A 16,230-nucleotide genomic window follows, 5' to 3' on the forward strand; every position below is an offset into this window, starting at 1 on the left:
TTGCCTATGAGTGAATTAAAATTGAATCGCACGCTCGGCTTCTGGGCCGCTTATTCCGCTTCGGTAGGACTTGTCGTTTCCGGGACTGCGATGGTGGCGCTCGGAAATGGCTACGGCGTGAGCGGCCCTGCGTACAGCATAGTCGCCTTTGGAGCGCTGATCGTGATTTTATGCGTAGCATTGTCCTACTCGGAAATGGCGGCAATGATCCCCGGAGCGGGAATGGTCGGGGAGTACACGCTCCCCGCACTGGGCAAGCTCCCCGCCTTGTTTGCTGTACTGGCAGGATATATCGTGCTTGTCGGCACCGATGGAGGAACAAACATGATCGTGGGCGGACAATCTCTGGAGGCGCTGACGGGGATACCTTGGTATGTGTGCGTCTCTGTGATATTGATCTTTCTCGTTCTGGTCAATCTGATGGGGGTCGCCGTGTTCGGGAAAGTACAGTCCGTACTGGCCATCGGCATGATGACGCTTCTAGGCGTACTGGGGCTGTGGGGACTTACTGGCATCGGCACGATGGAGCCCTTGGCCGTGCAGCCGCCCTTCTCGCCGTTGAGCTGGCAGGAGCAGGCAGGGACGCTGGGACTTGCCATCTGGCTTTTCATCGGGATGGAATTTGTTGCGCCGCTGGCTGAAGAGGTAAAAAATCCAGGAAGAACGATTCCGATCGCCATGCTGTTCGGATGCTTCACCATCTGGCTGGTCGACCTGTTCTTTGGTCTTGGCGTCACCAAGTACATCGCGCTGGATGTGCTCGCACAATCCACGATTCCGCATGTAGCCGGTGCCGAGGCCATGCTGGGCAAGCCCGGTCTTGTCATTATGAGTATCGTCTCGATCCTGGCAGCCGTGACCACCTGTGACACCTATCTCGTGGCGGTACCCCGCATGCTGTACGGCTTGTCCAAGGAAGGCTTGCTGCCCAAGGTATTCGCCTGGCTTCATCCGAAAACACGCACGCCCTGGTACGGCATCTTTTTCGTCGTCGGTCTGATTCTGATCGTCCTTGTTTATGCGTTCGTCAATAATGCCAACATTGATTTTGTCACGATGATGATTGCTGTGGCATGCGGCACCTGGCTGATGTCGTACATGATCACACAGATTGACGTCATCGTCTTGCGGATCAAGTATCCTGATGCTGTACGGCCTTTTAAAACGCCGCTTTACCCGATTCCGCAGATCGTCGGCATCATCGCCTGCATGTACATGATCTACACGCAGTATCAGGACCCGCGCGTCCTCACGATTTCACTTTACGTCATCGCTGCGATCATCTTGTTTGGGATCATCTACCTGAAGGCAACGGGTCAAAAACTGTTTGAACCGGTTCCACTGGAAAAGGTATACGACGGGATTCGCAAAAGAAGCGAGCTGGATACAGCGATTGGCGGCCATGAAAGTGACGCAAAACTTTCATCGTAAAAGGAGCTGAACACCTGGATGGGGCTGTATACAGTCATCGACCACCGCGCATTCAAAACCCTAGACCTGATTGCTGGCGAGTTTCAATCTTACGCGCCGATCGGGAATGTCAGCAACGGCCGCATACAACTGGATGGTTCCAGAATCGGAGTGGAGGAGCTGAGCGCTTCCTACAAGATCATCAACAAGTGGATGGGGAGAGTCTATATTTACACATGGATGTGGACACTGCACGACAAGGGACCTGAAGAAGATTTGGTTATAAAATGCGAATTTTCTGGTAAAATGAAAACGGGCAGGCAAGTCCGCTTTTTCTCGAAATCACATGCCCCTCTCGTTGAATGGCTCAATCAGGACAAGCGCATCAAGGAGCTCTGCAATTCGATCGACTATGAGCTGCTCGAGCTTCGTTACAGTAGCCGGGAACAGCGCTGGAGGGTCGAGATGCGTCCCAATTACGGCGACTTCATCTGGATTCTGCTCCCCCCTGTGAAATATGCCCGCAAGCCAAAACCTCAAGAAATTCAAGATACGATGAGCTTGATCAAACGTCTGGCAAAGCTGATCAAAAAGGAAGAAAGAGGTGTGTAAACAGATGGCTGCAAATTCGTTTTTGACTGATCCGCGAACCGTTCAGAAGATGTACATCGACGGACAATGGGTATTGGGTTCAGACAATCAGACGAGAGAAGTCATCAACCCGGCCAACGGGGAGGTGATCGGTCTCGTCACCGAAGGGACAAGAGACGATGCGAGAAAGGCGGTACAGGCAGCGCGGCGGGCTTTTGACAAGGACGGGTGGCAAGAGAGCAAGGCGCGTGACAGGGCGGCGCTTCTGCATAAGATCGCCGATCTGCTGGAACAGCGCGTGGAAGAGTTCGCCTCACTGGATACGCTGAACAACGGCAAGCCTCTCCGCGAGTCCCGCTATGACGTGAGCGACGCGGTCAATCAATTCCGCTACTACGCCGGACTTTGCACGAAGCCTCACGGGATCACCTACGAAGTTCCGGACGAGATGCAGTCGATGGTCGTCCGCGAGCCGATCGGTGTTGTCGGGCAGATTATTCCATGGAACTACCCGCTGGTCATGGCAACGCAAAAAATCGCACCCGCGATTGCCGCCGGCTGCGCCATCGTGATCAAGCCTGCGGAGCAAACGCCGCTTTCCTTGATCCGGCTGTTCGAAATCATCGATCAAGTCGGTTTTCCGCCGGGCGTGATCAATCTCGTGCTCGGAGCAGGGGAAACGGTCGGTGCGGAGCTGGCGGAAAATCCGCTCGTGGACAAGGTTGCATTCACCGGCGGAACGGATACGGGCATCAAAATCATGAAGGCGGCTGCGGATACGATCAAAAAAGTGGGGCTGGAGCTTGGCGGGAAATCCCCCAATATCGTGTTTGCCGACGCGGATTTTGAAACGGCTGTAGACTATGCGCTCTACGCGATCTTTGCCAATCAGGGCGAGGTATGCTCCGCGGGCTCGCGGCTGCTGCTGGAGGCAAGCATCTACGACCGCTTTGTCGAGGAATTGGTTGCCCGGGCCAAGACGATCAAAGTGGGGCCGGGAACGGACGAAGAGACGGAGATGGGGCCACTCATCACCGAAGAGCATATGAATCGCGTTCTCTCCTATATCGAGACGGGAATAAAGGAAGGGGCCACTCTGCTTTGCGGGGGCCGTCGACTGATGGAAAACGGGTTGGACCGGGGATTCTTTGTCGAACCGACGATCTTCACCAATACGACTCCTGACATGAGGATCGTGCAAGAGGAGATTTTCGGCCCCGTATTGGTCATCCAGACCTTTACTGCCGAGGAAGAGGCGATCGAGCTGGCAAACGGCACTCGGTACGGACTGGCCGGGGCAGTGTTCACCTCGGATGTTGCCAAAGCGCACCGGGTCATTCGCAAGCTGCGGGCCGGGATTACCTGGATCAACACGTACCATCCCACCTACAACGAAGCGCCGTGGGGCGGATACAAACAGAGCGGGATCGGGCGCGAGCTGGGTACGTACGGCTTTGAAGAGTATTTGGAGATCAAGCAAATCAATGTCAATTTGCAAGTAGAACCGAGCGGGTGGTTCCAGAAAAGATAAGCAGCAATACGAGCAAATCGGCCCTGGCGACAAGGCCGATTTTTTTTCTAAGCTAGTACGGCTTTTCCTTTAATACGAATTGTCTTCTAGTAAGCTAGTACGGCTTCTCCTGATAGAAGAAGTTTGGCGTATGCCACGTATTGTCGTACAGCTTGTGAAAAATGTGAGTCGTTGCCGGAGAAACAGGGGGAATAAGCCATGTCCAATCTCCTGTGACCGCACGTCCGGACGCCTGCTCCTGCTGTTCAAACAGCTTGAACTGTTGGGCAGCTGTATGATGGTCCACGATGCTCACGCCTGCTTCTTTATAGGAATGATGGACGGCTACGTTCAACTCAAGCAGCGCCTTGTCTTTCCAAAAGGACGTGTTGGTCGAAGTGTCCAACTTCATGTAAGCAGCCACTGTCGGGAGGAGATTGAACCGATCCTCGTCCGCAAAATTGCGCGCCCCGATCTCGGTCTCCATATACCAGCCGTTGAAAGGGGCAGCGGAGTAGTGAATGCCGCCCACCTCGAGGCGCATCTCCGAGATGATCGGCACCGCATACCATTGCAGGGCCAGCTCCTCAAACCAGGAATACTCGGGATGCTTGATGGGAACCTCCAAAATGAGCTGTTTCGGAATCTCGAACCATGCGGGAGTCCGATCCCCGATCTGGATCACGAGCGGCAGGATTTCATAAGGCTGCCGCTTTGCTTCCCAGCCTAATTCCAGACAAGCCTTTGTAAACGGAACGGAATGAGGGTCTCCGATCACGCCTTCAGCCGTCTCAAAGCCCGCATACCGGATGAGCTGGTGGTTCCATATTCGTATTTGCTGCTGCTTGTTGCTTGCGGGGCGGAATACAGTGATCGCAGGCCTGATTTTTCCGTTGTTGGTGGCATACTCGATATGGCGGTAGAGGGCATCGCGGATTTCTTCTTCCGTAGACGCGCTTCTGGCATCGAAGAGGTGGATCGTATTCCAAAACAATCTGCCGATGCAGCGATTGCTGTTCCGCCATGCCGCTTTTACACCGTAGTGAAGCTCTTCATATGTATGTTCATAAGAGCCGGTTTCTTGAATTTCTCTCGCAATCTCCTGTATACGTGCTTCCCTTTCTGTATCGGGTTTACCCAAGAACGAGTAGCATTCCTGGATAAACGTCCGGGCTTCTTCTGCTAATTGATGCGCGATGGTTCTCACCCCTTGTGCTTGAAAAAAAGTTTCGTGTACCGTCCAAGCGTTTTCAATCAAGCTTTAGGATAGCACGGGAATAAGCCGACCACAAATGAAGAGAGCATGAACGTTGTCCGAACTTTTTTTGACACTTTCGGTGATAAAGAAAGCAGACTCTCAGCCTGATATCAAGCGAAGAGTCTGCTTTTCACTTTATAGACTTGCCTTCTTACAAACGAAAACGGGTGACTTGCTCCCACTGGTTTTCCTTTTCCAGTATTTCCTTTTGCTTCGGTCCCATAAGGTCGAAGTGGGGGAAAGGGGGACGGTCGTGGATATAAACAGGGTTCAGGCCGTTGGCTACACACCAATCTGTCAACCGCTGCCTGTCCGAACAACCGACCTTGGTCACCGTCCTGATGCCAGGAAAACGGGGATCATGCCAATAATGCGTGATAAAGGCAATCTCGCCCCGGGAAACTGACTGTTTCCACTCGTTCAATTCTTCCCTGGAAATCCCAAATGCCATGCAGCGTCATCCTTTTAGTTTTGCATTACAAAATCGCGGTCCACTTTTTCGTTCTCGTGGAAAACACGCAGTATTTCGTAGCGTGTGTTGCGCTGCGCCGGAATATTCCCGGTCTCGCGGATCAGGCGAAGGATCAGATCGATATTTACCTTATGCGTCGTACCTGCGGCGGACACGACGTTTTCCTCGATCATTGTGCTGCCAAAATCGTTGACGCCGTAGGACAGGGCCAGCTTGCCGATTTCTGGTCCCATCGTGACCCAGGAGGCTTGAAGGTTGTCGATATTATCCAGCATGATCCGGTTGATTGCGACCATTTTCAAGTACTCTTCCGGTTTGGATTTTTCCCGCTGGAGATTGGTGTTCTCCGGCTGGAACGGCCAGACGATGAATGCGGTAAAGCCTTTCGAAGAATATCCGTTGGCTTTGCATTCGTCCTGGGCATCACGTACGCGCAGCATATGTAACGCGCGCTCTTCCATCGATTCGCCGAAGCCGTAGACCATCGTCGCGGTCGTATTCATGCCGATCTTGTGGGCGGCTTTCATGACATCCATCCAGTCTGTCCAGGAGCCTTTGAGCCGGCTGATTTTCTTGCGCGTGCGGTCATCGAGGATCTCGCCGCCGCCACCCGGCAGGGAATCGAGTCCTGCTTCATGGAGCTGGCGAAGCACTTCTTCCAGAGACAGGCCGGAAAGCTGTTTCATTTTTTGAATTTCCGCTGGCGAGAAGGAGTGCATGATGATTTGCGGGAAGCGTTGTTTGATTTTGCGCAGCAGGTCCAAATAATATTGGAACGGAAGATCAGGGTTGACGCCACCCTGCATCAAAATTTCATCTCCGCCCACGTCTACGGTCTCCTGAATTTTTTGCAGGATCGTCTCATCCGAAAGCACGTAGCCTTCTTTGGAGCCCGGAGGCCGGTAAAAGGCGCAAAAACGGCAGTATACGTCACAAACGTTGGTGTAGTTGATGTTTCGTCCAATGTTGAACGTAACGATCGGGTCAGGATGCCGCCGTTTCTTCAGTTCGTTGGCGACATGTCCCATTTTTTCGATTTCGTCTGATTCCAAAAGTGTGATACATTCCTCAAGCCCAATGCGATCGCCACGCAGCGCTTTGTCCAGAACGCGGTCCACTGTCTGCATTTCGCAGGCCTCCTTTAATTCCTTTCAGATTTGAATCCTTCCGAATTTCTTAAATCGACTTATCCTACCATACAACTTGAAATTCGTCATCCCGTATTTGATGGCCGGATGTCAAGGTGCTGCAGTCACTTCCTCAAACTCCATTATAACGCCTCCGCCTTTTAATCGAGACTGAAAAATTGTAGATATGGAGACAACGGGAAAAGAAATGGAGCCAAGACGCTTTCATCGTCACTTGGAAATAAGTCTCTTGGGCATACTGGATGGAAGAGGAGGGTGAAGATGGAAGCTGCCAAACCGAAAGTCATTCACAAACGCAGGCGCGCAAAGGATTTACTGATACGCGCTTTTTTCATCTGCTTGGGCGCAATTCTCGTTTCCGTAGCCTTGGAAATTTTTTTAGTGCCAAATAACATCATTGATGGCGGAATTACGGGCATTTCGATTATGCTTTCTCACCTGACCGGCATCAAGCTCGGGATTTTCCTGTTTCTGCTCAATCTTCCCTTCTTGTTTATCGGGTACAAACAGATCGGGAAGACCTTTGCCATCTCCACCTTGATCGGCGTACTGGTCATGTCGGTTGGGACGGCCTTTCTCATACCGGTCCCTGTACTGACCCACGATCTGCTGCTGTCTGCTGTATTTGGCGGGATTATCCTGGGAATCGGGATCGGGATGGTCATACGTGCAGGCGGCTCCCTGGATGGGACCGAAATCGTTGCCATTTTGATTACGAAGCAGTCTCCGTTTTCTGTCGGAGAGATCGTCATGGTCTTCAACATCTTTATCCTGGGGAGCGCCGGCTTTATCTTCGGGTGGGATAAAGCGATGTATTCGCTGATCGCCTACTACATTGCCTTCAAAATGATTGACATTACCATTGAAGGCCTGGATCAATCCCGGTCCGTCTGGATTATCAGCGAGGAGTACACTGAGATCGGAGATGCATTGACAGCGCGGTTAGGGCGGGGAGTTACCTACCTGGAAGGCGAGGGCGGGTATTCGGGCGAGTACAAGAAGGTCATTTTTTGCGTCATCACCAGGCTGGAGGAAGCAAAACTCAAGTCCATCGTGGAAGAAATCGATTCCTCCGCGTTTCTCGCGATCGGAAACATTCACGATGTCAGGGGAGGGCGGTTCAAGAAAAAGAACATCCACTGATACCGCACACAGTCCGACATGCTGACACCGGTTCCAAATGACTGGATACATCTGGTTGACACCAATCCTCGGCTCCGATATATTGGTTTCATGAAAACGATAAAACCATTGGACCGACCCGTGCTGCGAGATCAAATTTACGAACATCTGAAAAAAGCCATCATTACATTGGAGCTGGAGCCTGGGCAGCGAATCAAGGACAGCGATTTGGCGGCGACATTTGGCGTGAGCCGGACACCTGTGCGTGAAGCCTTGAAAAGGCTGGAAGACGAGGGACTCGTCGAATCGTCGCCAGGATCGCTGACCCGAATCACTCCGATCGATATGAAGGAGGCGAAGCACGCTTTTACAGTCGTGGCTACCTTGCACGCTCTGGCTGCACGCCTGGCGGTGCCTTTGTTGACAGACAACGAGTTTGCTGCGATGGAAAGGGAAAACCGCAAGCTCCAGCAGGCTCTCGATGTACAGGATATGACCCGAGCGGTTGAGGCGGATGACGCTTTTCATCAAATCGTCCTGGACGCTTCCGGAAACCGGGAAATCGAACTGGCGCTGGAGCGGATCATTCCCAAAATCAGACGGCTGGAATTTGCCAAGTTTGGTTCTCTGGAAGGGCTGACCTCGGTAGAACAGCACGCCGCGATCATCCAAGCGTGTAAATCGCGAGAAGTGAGTGCAGCCGCCCATTTAATGGAGGAAAATTGGCTGAGCTTAGGAAGAATACTTACGCGTGAATCGTAAGGGCTCCCGACAGATGACGGTCGGGAGCTTTTTTCTTTTTATTTTCAGTTATTTCTGAAAAAAACATTGAACATAAAACCGATATCCGATATATTGGTTTTATACATGGAGAGAAGCCTATACTGTGAAAATCAAAACGATCGTTTCTCGATCAGGGAAAAGAGGGATTGTGGATGGCTGCCAACCAGACTCCTGCACAAGCTTTTGAAGTCCATGACGCAAGCGTGCTGAAATGGGCCCGCGATGTATTGGATCGCTGTTCTTCACCGCGGGTGATGCAGACGGAAGTGATACAAGCGGTGGAAAGAAATGCTGTCTGGAGAGGGGAGGAATGTCTGAATTTGCTTGCGCCCGAAGCGCCGACCAGCCCGACTGTCCGCAGGCTCTTGGCATCAGAGGTGGGTACCCGTGCAGCGGAAGGACATATCGGCCCGACGGAACGTTGGTTCGCCGGCACGAAGTACATCGACGAGATCGAGGCACTGTGCGTGGAGCTCTTGAAAGAGGTCTTCCAGTGCAAGTACGCAGACCATCGGCTCGTAGCCAGCATGCTCGGAAACATGACGGTATACGCGGCTCTGACGAAGCCCGGCGATCCTGTCATGACGATTGCACAGCCGTTCGGCGGGCACTCAAGCAATCGGATCGATGGTCCGGCAGGTATTCGCGGTCTGCACATTCACGATGTTCCGATGGACCCGGTTGAGCTGGAAGTCGATTTGGAGGCGTTTGCCCAGGCAGCCAGACAAGTACAGCCGCGCCTCGTTGCATTAGGTGCCTCGATGACGCTGTTCCCGTTTCCGATCCGGGAAATGGCGGACATCGTCTCGGAATGGGGCGGCAAAATCTTTTTTGATGGCGCTCATCAGCTCGGCTTGATCGCCGGAGGGCAATTCCAGAACCCGCTGAAAGAAGGCGCGTGCGTCCTGACAGGCTCTGCCGGAAAAACCTTTAGCGGACCGCAAAGCGGCATTATCGTCTGGGATGATCCCGAGCTCACAAAGCCAATCACAGATGCTGTCTTTCCGGCACTGGCTGCCACGCATCAGGTCAATCGCGTCGCGGCACTGGCTGCCGCAGCAGCCGAGTTTTTGGCTTTTGGCAAGGAATACATGGCTCAAATCGTGAGCAACGCGCAGGCACTGGGAAAAGCATTGAGCGAGCGGGGCATCACGGTCCTCGGAGCACATAAAGGATTCACGCGAACCCATCAGATCATCCTTGATGTCCGCGCTTTTGGCGGCGGTCTTGAGGTCGCGCAGGAATTGGCCAAAGCCAATATCATCACCAACAAAAATTTGATTCCCTGCGACAAACCGACAGATTGGAATCATCCAAGCGGCTTGCGGATCGGGACGACCGAGGTGACCCGATTGGGCATGAAGGAGGCGGAAATGGAGTCGATCGCCGAACTGATTGTGACTGTACTGGAAAAAAGAGAGCCGCTCGAGGTTACGCGCAAGCGCGTTGTCGAGATGCGTTCCGCCTATCAGAAGATCCACTACTGCTTTGATGGACAGTAGACAGCGCTAAGGAAAATGCAGTCTGGACCGAATGGAAAATAGGAAGCCTTCTGGCTGTTGCCGGAAGGCTTCTTTTTGTTTTGCTACATGCGAGCAGGTTCCACAAACCGACAAAAATCACAAGGAAACGAAGGTATAATCAGAACAAGGCCGCCCGCGGTTTACCATTCTCGTGATCAGAAGGAGGAGAGGACGAAATGAGTACCGGCTACGATCCTTTTTTTCTGGGAGAAAAACACGAGGTTCCCTTGCCGTTGTTAATCGGCAAAACGGCACAGGATGCACTGCATAATGGAAAAGTGTATGATTTTACGCATTTTTCGATTGTTATGAATCAGAGACGCAAATGCGCCATTTATTCAGCAGCCTGCGTGGATGAAAGCAGGATGGTGCAGATTCCGAGGGATAACAAGTCTTGGCACTTTGATCCGCGGATCGGCGAGGAGAATCAGGCGGGCCACGAATATTACGCCCAAAATGATTTTGACAAAGGGCATCTGACCCGAAGAAAAGACGTGTGCTGGGGGGATCGGCGCGAGGCGGAAAAAGCCAATTACGATTCATTTTGCTATGCCAATATCGCCCTGCAGTACCACCACTTCAATACCGGAATATGGAATTGCCTGGAGGATTGGGTGCTGGACGGTTTGGAAAACGAAAAGAAAATGCTTGTCTTCACAGGACCGATTTGCAAGGAGGAAGATGAAGAGTACTGCGGCGTCCACGGCGAGCCGGGATGTCAGATCAAAATTCCTTTCGGTTTTTGGAAGTGCGTATTTTTTACCGTCAGGCAAAAGCTGACGAGCCTGTCATTTGTCATCAGGCAAAGGCCGGATCGTTTGCATGATTCCTGTGAGTACGAGCGCTTGGAGACGTACCAGGTACCGCTCGCTGTCATTACAAAAGAGACGGAGCTGTTGTTCATGCACAGCTTGTACGAGGCAAATCCGCTCTATTTTTGGAAGCGACTCTCTCCCGCGGCGGGGCCCATCAATATTCCGGAGCAGCACCGGATTCAACAGCCGTCAGACATTGTCTTTGGCCGAGAACCGGAATGAAAAAAGCCAGGTTCCGCTGTCGCTGGCGACAAGTAGCTGGTTTAACGTGGGTTTGAGTAATATCCCTGCATGAATACATTATTTTTTGGAGGAACAACATGGAAGTTTTTCAGGATTTTTTAGCCCGCATAGACAACCCGCAACATCGGGCCCGAACAGAAGCGGTTTTGGCTTGGGTAGCTGCAACATTTCCAAATTTAACGCCAGCAATGAAGTGGAATCAGCCTATGTTTACCGATCACGGCACATTTATTAATATCTTGGATAAGGCAGGCTGTTCAACCTTTTGGCGGGAATAGGATAAACAGGGTAATCTAATGTCGCTCAACTAACGGAGAACAAAAGTAAAATAGCCCAACATAATAAAACAGATCACGTAATGGCATCTATGTTCCATCAAGTGATCTGTTTTTGCACGTATGCCGGCAGTATCTGTTGTCGGGCTCCCAAATGCCGCTACGATACCATCTGCTTTTCAGATGGCGGCAGCTTTGCTGGTACTATGTCCTCCTTGTATTAGGTTCAGCCGGAGAAACAAGCTTGACGGAAAGCCTTATCCAGTTTGGGGCGGGCGAGGGTGGGTGTGTACTATCACTTCTCCGCAACTCTCTTTCTGACTTCCTCGAAAAACCGGAGCCATGCTTCCGGAAGCTCTGCCTGTTCACGTTTGTGTCCGGAACGGTCGACAGGAACCTCTGCCCGCTCCTGCTCTTGACCAGACTGAAGCATGCCATTTTGGTCCTTGCCGACTGAAGGCGATCCGCCCGTATTCGCAGAAAGCGAAATACCCGGCTCGATCTCAGTCGAGAGCTGTTTTCCAGATGCATTGACCATGGGTCACCTATCCTTTCAGATCAAGCCACTCGCTGCGGAGCAGAAACAGCTCCCGAAGCTCCTGCGTGGACAGCTCGGTTATCCAGTTTTCGCCGTTGCCGACAATCTGCTCGCTGAGGCTCAGCTTTCTTTCCATCATTTCGTCGATCTTCTCCTCGATCGTCCCGAGAGAGATAAATTTATAGACCTGCACATTGCGCTGCTGACCGATCCGGTACGCCCGGTCCGTCGCCTGTTTTTCGACGGCGGGATTCCACCAACGGTCGATGTGAAAGACGTGGTTGGCTTCCGTCAAGTTCAGGCCGGTTCCGCCTGCCCGCAGGGAAAGGAGGAAGATCGAAGCACGCTCCGAGTCAGGCAAGGCGGTATCTTGAAAGCGAGAGATCATCCAGTCCCGCTGTTCCTTTGGGGTAGAGCCGTTTAAAAACAGGACGGGGCCATAGCCTTCTCTTTCGAGGACGCGCTGCAGCAGCTTGCCCATCTCGATGTACTGGGTAAAGATGAGGCTGCGTTCGCCTTTCTGCCGAATGTCGCTGATCAGCTCAAGCAAGCGCTCGATTTTCGGAGAGCGCGTCTTCTCATCCGGCGCGCCGAGTCCATTGTCGATCAGTCCGGGGTGATCGCAAAGCTGCTTTAACCGGGTAAGCGTCGTCAGAATCAGCCCGCGCCGCTGCATCGGCGAAGCCTGGTCGAGCCGGTCAAACATCGACTGGATCGTTGTCTCGTACAGCGCGCCTTGCTCAGCGGTCAGTGTGACGTACTCTTTTCCTTCATTTAATGCAGGCAGGTCCAGTTGGATATGCGGGTCCGTTTTTACGCGCCGCAGCAAAAACGGCTGGATGAGCCGCTGTACCTGCTGAACCAATGTCTGATCTTGATCACGCTCGATAGGATGGACAAAACGCTGCGAAAAATCGCGCAAACTACCCAGGTAGCCTGGATTCAAAAAATCGAAAATCGACCAAAGCTCCGTCAAACGGTTTTCGATCGGTGTACCGGTCAAAGCGATGCGATGTCCGGCACGCAAGCTGCGGATGGATGTCGCCTGTTTGGTCTGGGCGTTCTTGATGTGCTGCGCTTCGTCCAGACAAATGGTGCTCCAGCCAAGAGAAGCGAGCTCCTGTTCATCCAGATGGGAAAGGGAATAGGAGGTGATCACCAGGTCAGCTTCCTGTGCCGCCTGGACAAATGCCTCATTTTTATGCCGAGCCGTACCGTAGTGCACATAAACAGAAAGAGACGGGGCGAACCTTTGGAGCTCTTTCTGCCAGTTGCCGATCACTGAGGTCGGGCAGATCAGCAGGGAAGGGCTTTGCCGTGATTCGGTTTCCTTCAGGAAGAGCAGATAGGTAATGAACTGGATTGTCTTCCCCAGACCCATATCGTCCGCGAGACAGGCTCCCAGCCCAAACTGCCGCAAAAAGAGCAGCCACGAACTGCCCTCCCGTTGATAGTTGCGCAGCTCTCCCTGAAAACCGGCTGGCTGCTCGATCAGCGGTATGCGCTTTGTATCCTGGAGCTTCGCCATGAACTGAAAGAGATGCCGGTTCAGCTCAACCTCGACGGGAAGGGCAGATGGCCGGTCCCATTCCTCCCATGACGGGTCGGATGGCTCCTCTGTGCCGGCCAGATAGAGCTTCATGACCTCGCGCAGCGTGAGCCCATTCTTTCCTGTCGTTCCCTTCAATGTCTCCTGCATTTGCGCAAACAGCGCGGGAGTCAATTGCACCCACTGTCCCTGGACCTTCAGCAAACGCTGTTTCTGGTCCAGCAATCGGCGAAATTCCGCTTCGCTCAGCTCGAGCGGACCGAGCGCAAGCTTCCATTCAAAATCCATGACTTGATTGATGCCAAAAAAGGACGGGCTTCTTCCCGAAGAATGCGCCGACACTTTTATTTTCACCCGAGGTTTGGTCCGCTTGACCTGCTCCCACCAAACGGGCAGGAAGACGTGGATTCCTGCTTGCACCAGATGCAAACTGTGTTCTGTCAGAAACGTCCAGGCCTGCTCATTGGACAATCGGGCAGAAAGAGGGGTGTCATTTGCTCCTTTGTCCATCCATGGGAGAATTTCCTTGCACTTCTCGATGTCGCGACTCAGACGGTGGCGATACTCTCGCCAATCGTCCGGCATGTCGGTCGTCATGATGGCGTTACCAGTCGGGGCGGTCTCGTCTTGGTTTCCGAGCGTCAACGGGAATACCGCGAGTTGGCCCTCCAGGTCTTCCGACAATAGCTCGAAGACACGGTCGGGCAAATCCCGATCCTGCAAAAGAAGCTTGAGAGACCAGTCAGCCTCGTCACCCTTCGGTTCGAGCAGCTGCAAGCAGGTGCGGAAAGGAGTATTGTCGGGGACAAGTCCAATCGTTTGCAGCCATTCCGATTCCCCCAGATGGGGCGACATGTCTTCTCCCAGCACATCGAGCGCAGGAAACTGTCTCAGCAGTCCGTTCCAGGCATGCCGTACCCCGCCCCTCTGGGAGAGAAGATCGTTTATAACGAGAGAAAGCAAGCGTTCTCCTGAGGCTGGCAGCGGTTCACGCGGATCAGCCAGCTTCCAGCCATAGCGGCCATTCTGCCAATCGGAAAAGCTCGGTAGGAAGTTGCCGGCTGCAAGGGCATCCATGATCGTCCCGGCGGCTGTCCGGTAACCGGCCAAGTCTTCACTCAGCGTAAAGGTAACGTGCTCAAGCCACCCCGGTGACACGAGAAACCGGAGAGCCTCCAGCGGCTCCAGCAGGATGACCTGATCTGTTTTTTCGATAAACGTTCCATAAAAAGAGTGTTCATCCCAGGCGAACAGACAGGCTGCCGCCCGCTCCGGATGCACGGGATTGCCCATGCAGTCCTCAGCCTTGAGGAAAAAACGACCGTCCGGCAAGAGTCCTCCGGTGAGAAACATATGCAAAGTAACATTCATGAAATCAGATTCCCTCTCTTTAGCTCCTCTTGAAATGCCCGCAAACGGCTATACTTGGTTGCCAGCCCTTGTATGAAACGCTCCCAAACGTCAAGCTGATCGGCTTTCTGATAACTGGCCCGAACTTTTTTCAGCAGTTTCGCCGCTTCCCGATAACCCGAGCGATTTCGCGACCCGATCTGTTGATTGATCTCACGGATCAACAGCGGCAGGAGAAGAAGGGGCTTTTGGTCCTCAATGATCTTGGCTTGCTGCTGATTCATCTGTTCCAGAGCGCTTTGGTACGTCATGAGTACATCCAGATATTGCTTGTACTGCCGGTTTTCAAACAAGTAGGCGCAGTAGTCGGTCAGGCTTGCCGGCAAAAAACGCTTCAGCATCGCGCCGGAGTCGGCCGATCTGCCCAGCCGTTCCATCGCTTCCCGCCAGACGGCAGCAACCAGGCGGTATTCGGGTCCATCCGCTGTCCCGATCAAGGTTTCCAGCCTATCGACCCAGTACAAGAAGCGTTCCCATTCTTCATGCCGCGCAAAAGCTTTCATGTAAGGCAGATAGAAGGACAAAGCAAGCGACTGCGATCCATTCCATATCCGGAGAGCTGCTTCGTCTTCCCCTTTCATAACCAAAAAATGCGCTTGCAGGATCGAAAACCTTTCACGCTCGGCGTCGGTCAGGACGGGGTTCTTGATCAGGCGGTCCAGCTCATCCATTTCCTCTTGTATCCAAGCAGGGGTGTTCAATAGGTACCACCACAGGAGGCGATATGCTTGTATCCAGTAAATCGTGGCAGAATCGCAATGCTTCCATTCCTTGCTTTTCTCGTGTGTCTCTTCCAGGTGGGAGGAGAAATGCTTCCGCAAGCTCTCTGGATCCAGATAAAAGAGGGCAGCCTCCAGCTGCTCGACAAGCCTGTCAGCCGTTTGCGTCAAGTCGGAAGCCCAGTAGGAGGAGCGCACGTCTTTTACGAACGTTTGCAGCTTCAGCAAATGAAACAGGTTGGCGTGAACAGAAAATAGCTGTGCCAGCTCTTCCGGCCAGGAGCTTGTAACTCCCAGGACGTTTTCATAGCTGGAAAACAACTCCGAAGACGGGCGCGCTGTTTCCATGGCCAGCGGGAGATTCCGTGTCCATTTCTCCAGGAAGCTCCACCAATCGCTTACCTTGCTTTCTGGGCGCAGGGAAGCGCCTAGCGAAGCGGAGGGAGTCGGATTTGCCCCGGATTTTACGATTTTTTTATAGGCAGGAACAAGCATGGCGGGAGAAAACACAGTGCTCCGCGGCTTGTGCAGTACGTTCATAAAGGCTCGGGGATTATCAAACACACTGTATGCTTGAAAAAAGGTAGCGGCGATGTGCTTGCAATAGCGGGCATACGAACAGGTACAGGTGCTGTTTGCAAAGGCATTCAGGTCAATTTCCACATGGTAAACCGCAGATCCCTGCACATCGCTGCGGAGATGTGCGCCATCTTCCGCCTGAACGTTAAACACCATGCCATCGGTAAAGTACTGATATCCTTGCTCCACGATGTGTTCCTCCATGTTAACGAGGATTTGTTCGCCCAGTTGCTTGACTTGTTCCCGCGTTAACTCTCTTTGCAACATGTAGTCGATGCCTCCGTG

General features: G+C 52.8%; 14 protein-coding genes. 8 read left to right on the plus strand and 6 right to left on the minus strand.

What is annotated here, in order from left to right:
• Positions 1-6 precede the first annotated feature (6 nt).
• The 3 genes from NST37_RS12615 to NST37_RS12625 are packed head-to-tail and all read left to right on the plus strand — an operon-like array spanning position 7 to position 3,532.
• Complete coding sequence (locus tag NST37_RS12615; protein WP_024984738.1) at positions 7-1,431, plus strand: APC family permease; 1,425 nt, start codon at positions 7-9, stop codon at positions 1,429-1,431.
• An 18-nt stretch (positions 1,432-1,449) separates the two neighbouring features.
• Positions 1,450-2,022 carry a hypothetical protein gene (locus tag NST37_RS12620; protein WP_327956127.1) on the plus strand — a complete coding sequence of 191 codons (573 nt, stop codon included), beginning with the start codon at positions 1,450-1,452 and terminating at the stop codon, positions 2,020-2,022.
• 4 nt (positions 2,023-2,026) lie between these two features.
• On the plus strand, positions 2,027-3,532 hold the full coding sequence (locus tag NST37_RS12625) for an aldehyde dehydrogenase family protein (protein WP_024984736.1): 1,506 nt from the start codon (positions 2,027-2,029) through the stop codon (positions 3,530-3,532).
• Between the two features lie 94 nt (positions 3,533-3,626).
• Here NST37_RS12625 and NST37_RS12630 read toward each other — a convergent pair whose 3' ends face one another.
• From NST37_RS12630 to mqnC, 3 genes are all read right to left on the minus strand, one after another.
• A complete protein-coding gene (locus NST37_RS12630; RefSeq protein WP_039071440.1) occupies positions 3,627-4,709 on the minus strand; it encodes a nitric oxide synthase oxygenase in 1,083 nt (360 codons plus the stop codon).
• A gap of 211 nt (positions 4,710-4,920) precedes the next feature.
• A complete protein-coding gene (locus tag NST37_RS12635; RefSeq protein ID WP_003386822.1) occupies positions 4,921-5,220 on the minus strand; it encodes a hypothetical protein in 300 nt (99 codons plus the stop codon).
• Positions 5,221-5,234: 14 nt separating this feature from the next.
• Positions 5,235-6,368 carry a cyclic dehypoxanthinyl futalosine synthase gene (mqnC, locus tag NST37_RS12640; protein WP_003386821.1) on the minus strand — a complete coding sequence of 378 codons (1,134 nt, stop codon included), beginning with the start codon at positions 6,366-6,368 and terminating at the stop codon, positions 5,235-5,237.
• Between the two features lie 282 nt (positions 6,369-6,650).
• Here mqnC and NST37_RS12645 point away from each other — a divergent pair, with 282 nt between their 5' ends.
• The 5 genes from NST37_RS12645 to NST37_RS12665 all read left to right on the plus strand — a co-directional run bounded on the left by NST37_RS12645 (position 6,651) and on the right by NST37_RS12665 (position 11,153).
• Positions 6,651-7,532 carry a YitT family protein gene (locus tag NST37_RS12645; protein ID WP_024984734.1) on the plus strand — a complete coding sequence of 294 codons (882 nt, stop codon included), beginning with the start codon at positions 6,651-6,653 and terminating at the stop codon, positions 7,530-7,532.
• Positions 7,533-7,622: 90 nt separating this feature from the next.
• The gene (locus tag NST37_RS12650; protein WP_024984733.1) at positions 7,623-8,273 is read left to right on the plus strand and encodes a GntR family transcriptional regulator; all 651 of its coding nucleotides are present in this window, start codon (positions 7,623-7,625) and stop codon (positions 8,271-8,273) included.
• Between the two features lie 173 nt (positions 8,274-8,446).
• Positions 8,447-9,796, plus strand: coding sequence for a serine hydroxymethyltransferase (locus NST37_RS12655; RefSeq protein ID WP_339186733.1), 1,350 nt, complete (start codon positions 8,447-8,449; stop codon positions 9,794-9,796).
• Positions 9,797-9,993: 197 nt separating this feature from the next.
• Positions 9,994-10,854, plus strand: coding sequence for a DNA/RNA non-specific endonuclease (locus NST37_RS12660; protein WP_031933043.1), 861 nt, complete (start codon positions 9,994-9,996; stop codon positions 10,852-10,854).
• A gap of 98 nt (positions 10,855-10,952) precedes the next feature.
• Entirely contained in the window at positions 10,953-11,153 is a 201-nt protein-coding gene (locus NST37_RS12665; RefSeq protein WP_003386816.1) for a DUF1801 domain-containing protein, read from the plus strand.
• A gap of 292 nt (positions 11,154-11,445) precedes the next feature.
• Here the strand turns inward: NST37_RS12665 and NST37_RS12670 are convergent, their stop codons facing one another.
• The 3 genes from NST37_RS12670 to NST37_RS12680 are packed head-to-tail and all read right to left on the minus strand — an operon-like array spanning position 11,446 to position 16,212.
• Positions 11,446-11,688 carry a hypothetical protein gene (locus NST37_RS12670; RefSeq protein ID WP_339186735.1) on the minus strand — a complete coding sequence of 81 codons (243 nt, stop codon included), beginning with the start codon at positions 11,686-11,688 and terminating at the stop codon, positions 11,446-11,448.
• Positions 11,689-11,695: 7 nt separating this feature from the next.
• Positions 11,696-14,608 carry a DEAD/DEAH box helicase gene (locus NST37_RS12675; RefSeq protein WP_339186737.1) on the minus strand — a complete coding sequence of 971 codons (2,913 nt, stop codon included), beginning with the start codon at positions 14,606-14,608 and terminating at the stop codon, positions 11,696-11,698.
• The gene (locus tag NST37_RS12680; RefSeq protein ID WP_339186739.1) at positions 14,605-16,212 is read right to left on the minus strand and encodes an SWIM zinc finger family protein; all 1,608 of its coding nucleotides are present in this window, start codon (positions 16,210-16,212) and stop codon (positions 14,605-14,607) included. Before NST37_RS12680 ends, NST37_RS12675 begins: the two co-directional genes overlap by 4 nt.
• Positions 16,213-16,230: the final 18 nt, after the last annotated feature.

Origin of the sequence: Brevibacillus sp. FSL K6-6036 (genome assembly GCF_037964015.1) — a bacterium.
GTDB lineage: Bacteria > Bacillota > Bacilli > Brevibacillales > Brevibacillaceae > Brevibacillus > Brevibacillus borstelensis.

Bases quoted from the DNA above. Each gene is read 5' to 3' on its own strand.
- NST37_RS12615 (WP_024984738.1), top strand. From the start codon at position 7: ATGAGTGAATTAAAATTGAATCGCACGCTCGGCTTCTGGGCCGCTTAT.
- NST37_RS12620 (WP_327956127.1), top strand. From the start codon at position 1,450: ATGGGGCTGTATACAGTCATCGACCACCGCGCATTCAAAACCCTAGAC.
- NST37_RS12625 (WP_024984736.1), top strand. From the start codon at position 2,027: ATGGCTGCAAATTCGTTTTTGACTGATCCGCGAACCGTTCAGAAGATG.
- NST37_RS12635 (WP_003386822.1), bottom strand. From the start codon at position 5,220: ATGGCATTTGGGATTTCCAGGGAAGAATTGAACGAGTGGAAACAGTCA.
- mqnC (WP_003386821.1), bottom strand. From the start codon at position 6,368: ATGCAGACAGTGGACCGCGTTCTGGACAAAGCGCTGCGTGGCGATCGC.
- NST37_RS12645 (WP_024984734.1), top strand. From the start codon at position 6,651: ATGGAAGCTGCCAAACCGAAAGTCATTCACAAACGCAGGCGCGCAAAG.
- NST37_RS12650 (WP_024984733.1), top strand. From the start codon at position 7,623: ATGAAAACGATAAAACCATTGGACCGACCCGTGCTGCGAGATCAAATT.
- NST37_RS12655 (WP_339186733.1), top strand. From the start codon at position 8,447: ATGGCTGCCAACCAGACTCCTGCACAAGCTTTTGAAGTCCATGACGCA.
- NST37_RS12660 (WP_031933043.1), top strand. From the start codon at position 9,994: ATGAGTACCGGCTACGATCCTTTTTTTCTGGGAGAAAAACACGAGGTT.
- NST37_RS12665 (WP_003386816.1), top strand. From the start codon at position 10,953: ATGGAAGTTTTTCAGGATTTTTTAGCCCGCATAGACAACCCGCAACAT.
- NST37_RS12670 (WP_339186735.1), bottom strand. From the start codon at position 11,688: ATGGTCAATGCATCTGGAAAACAGCTCTCGACTGAGATCGAGCCGGGT.
- NST37_RS12675 (WP_339186737.1), bottom strand. From the start codon at position 14,608: ATGAATGTTACTTTGCATATGTTTCTCACCGGAGGACTCTTGCCGGAC.
- NST37_RS12680 (WP_339186739.1), bottom strand. From the start codon at position 16,212: ATGTTGCAAAGAGAGTTAACGCGGGAACAAGTCAAGCAACTGGGCGAA.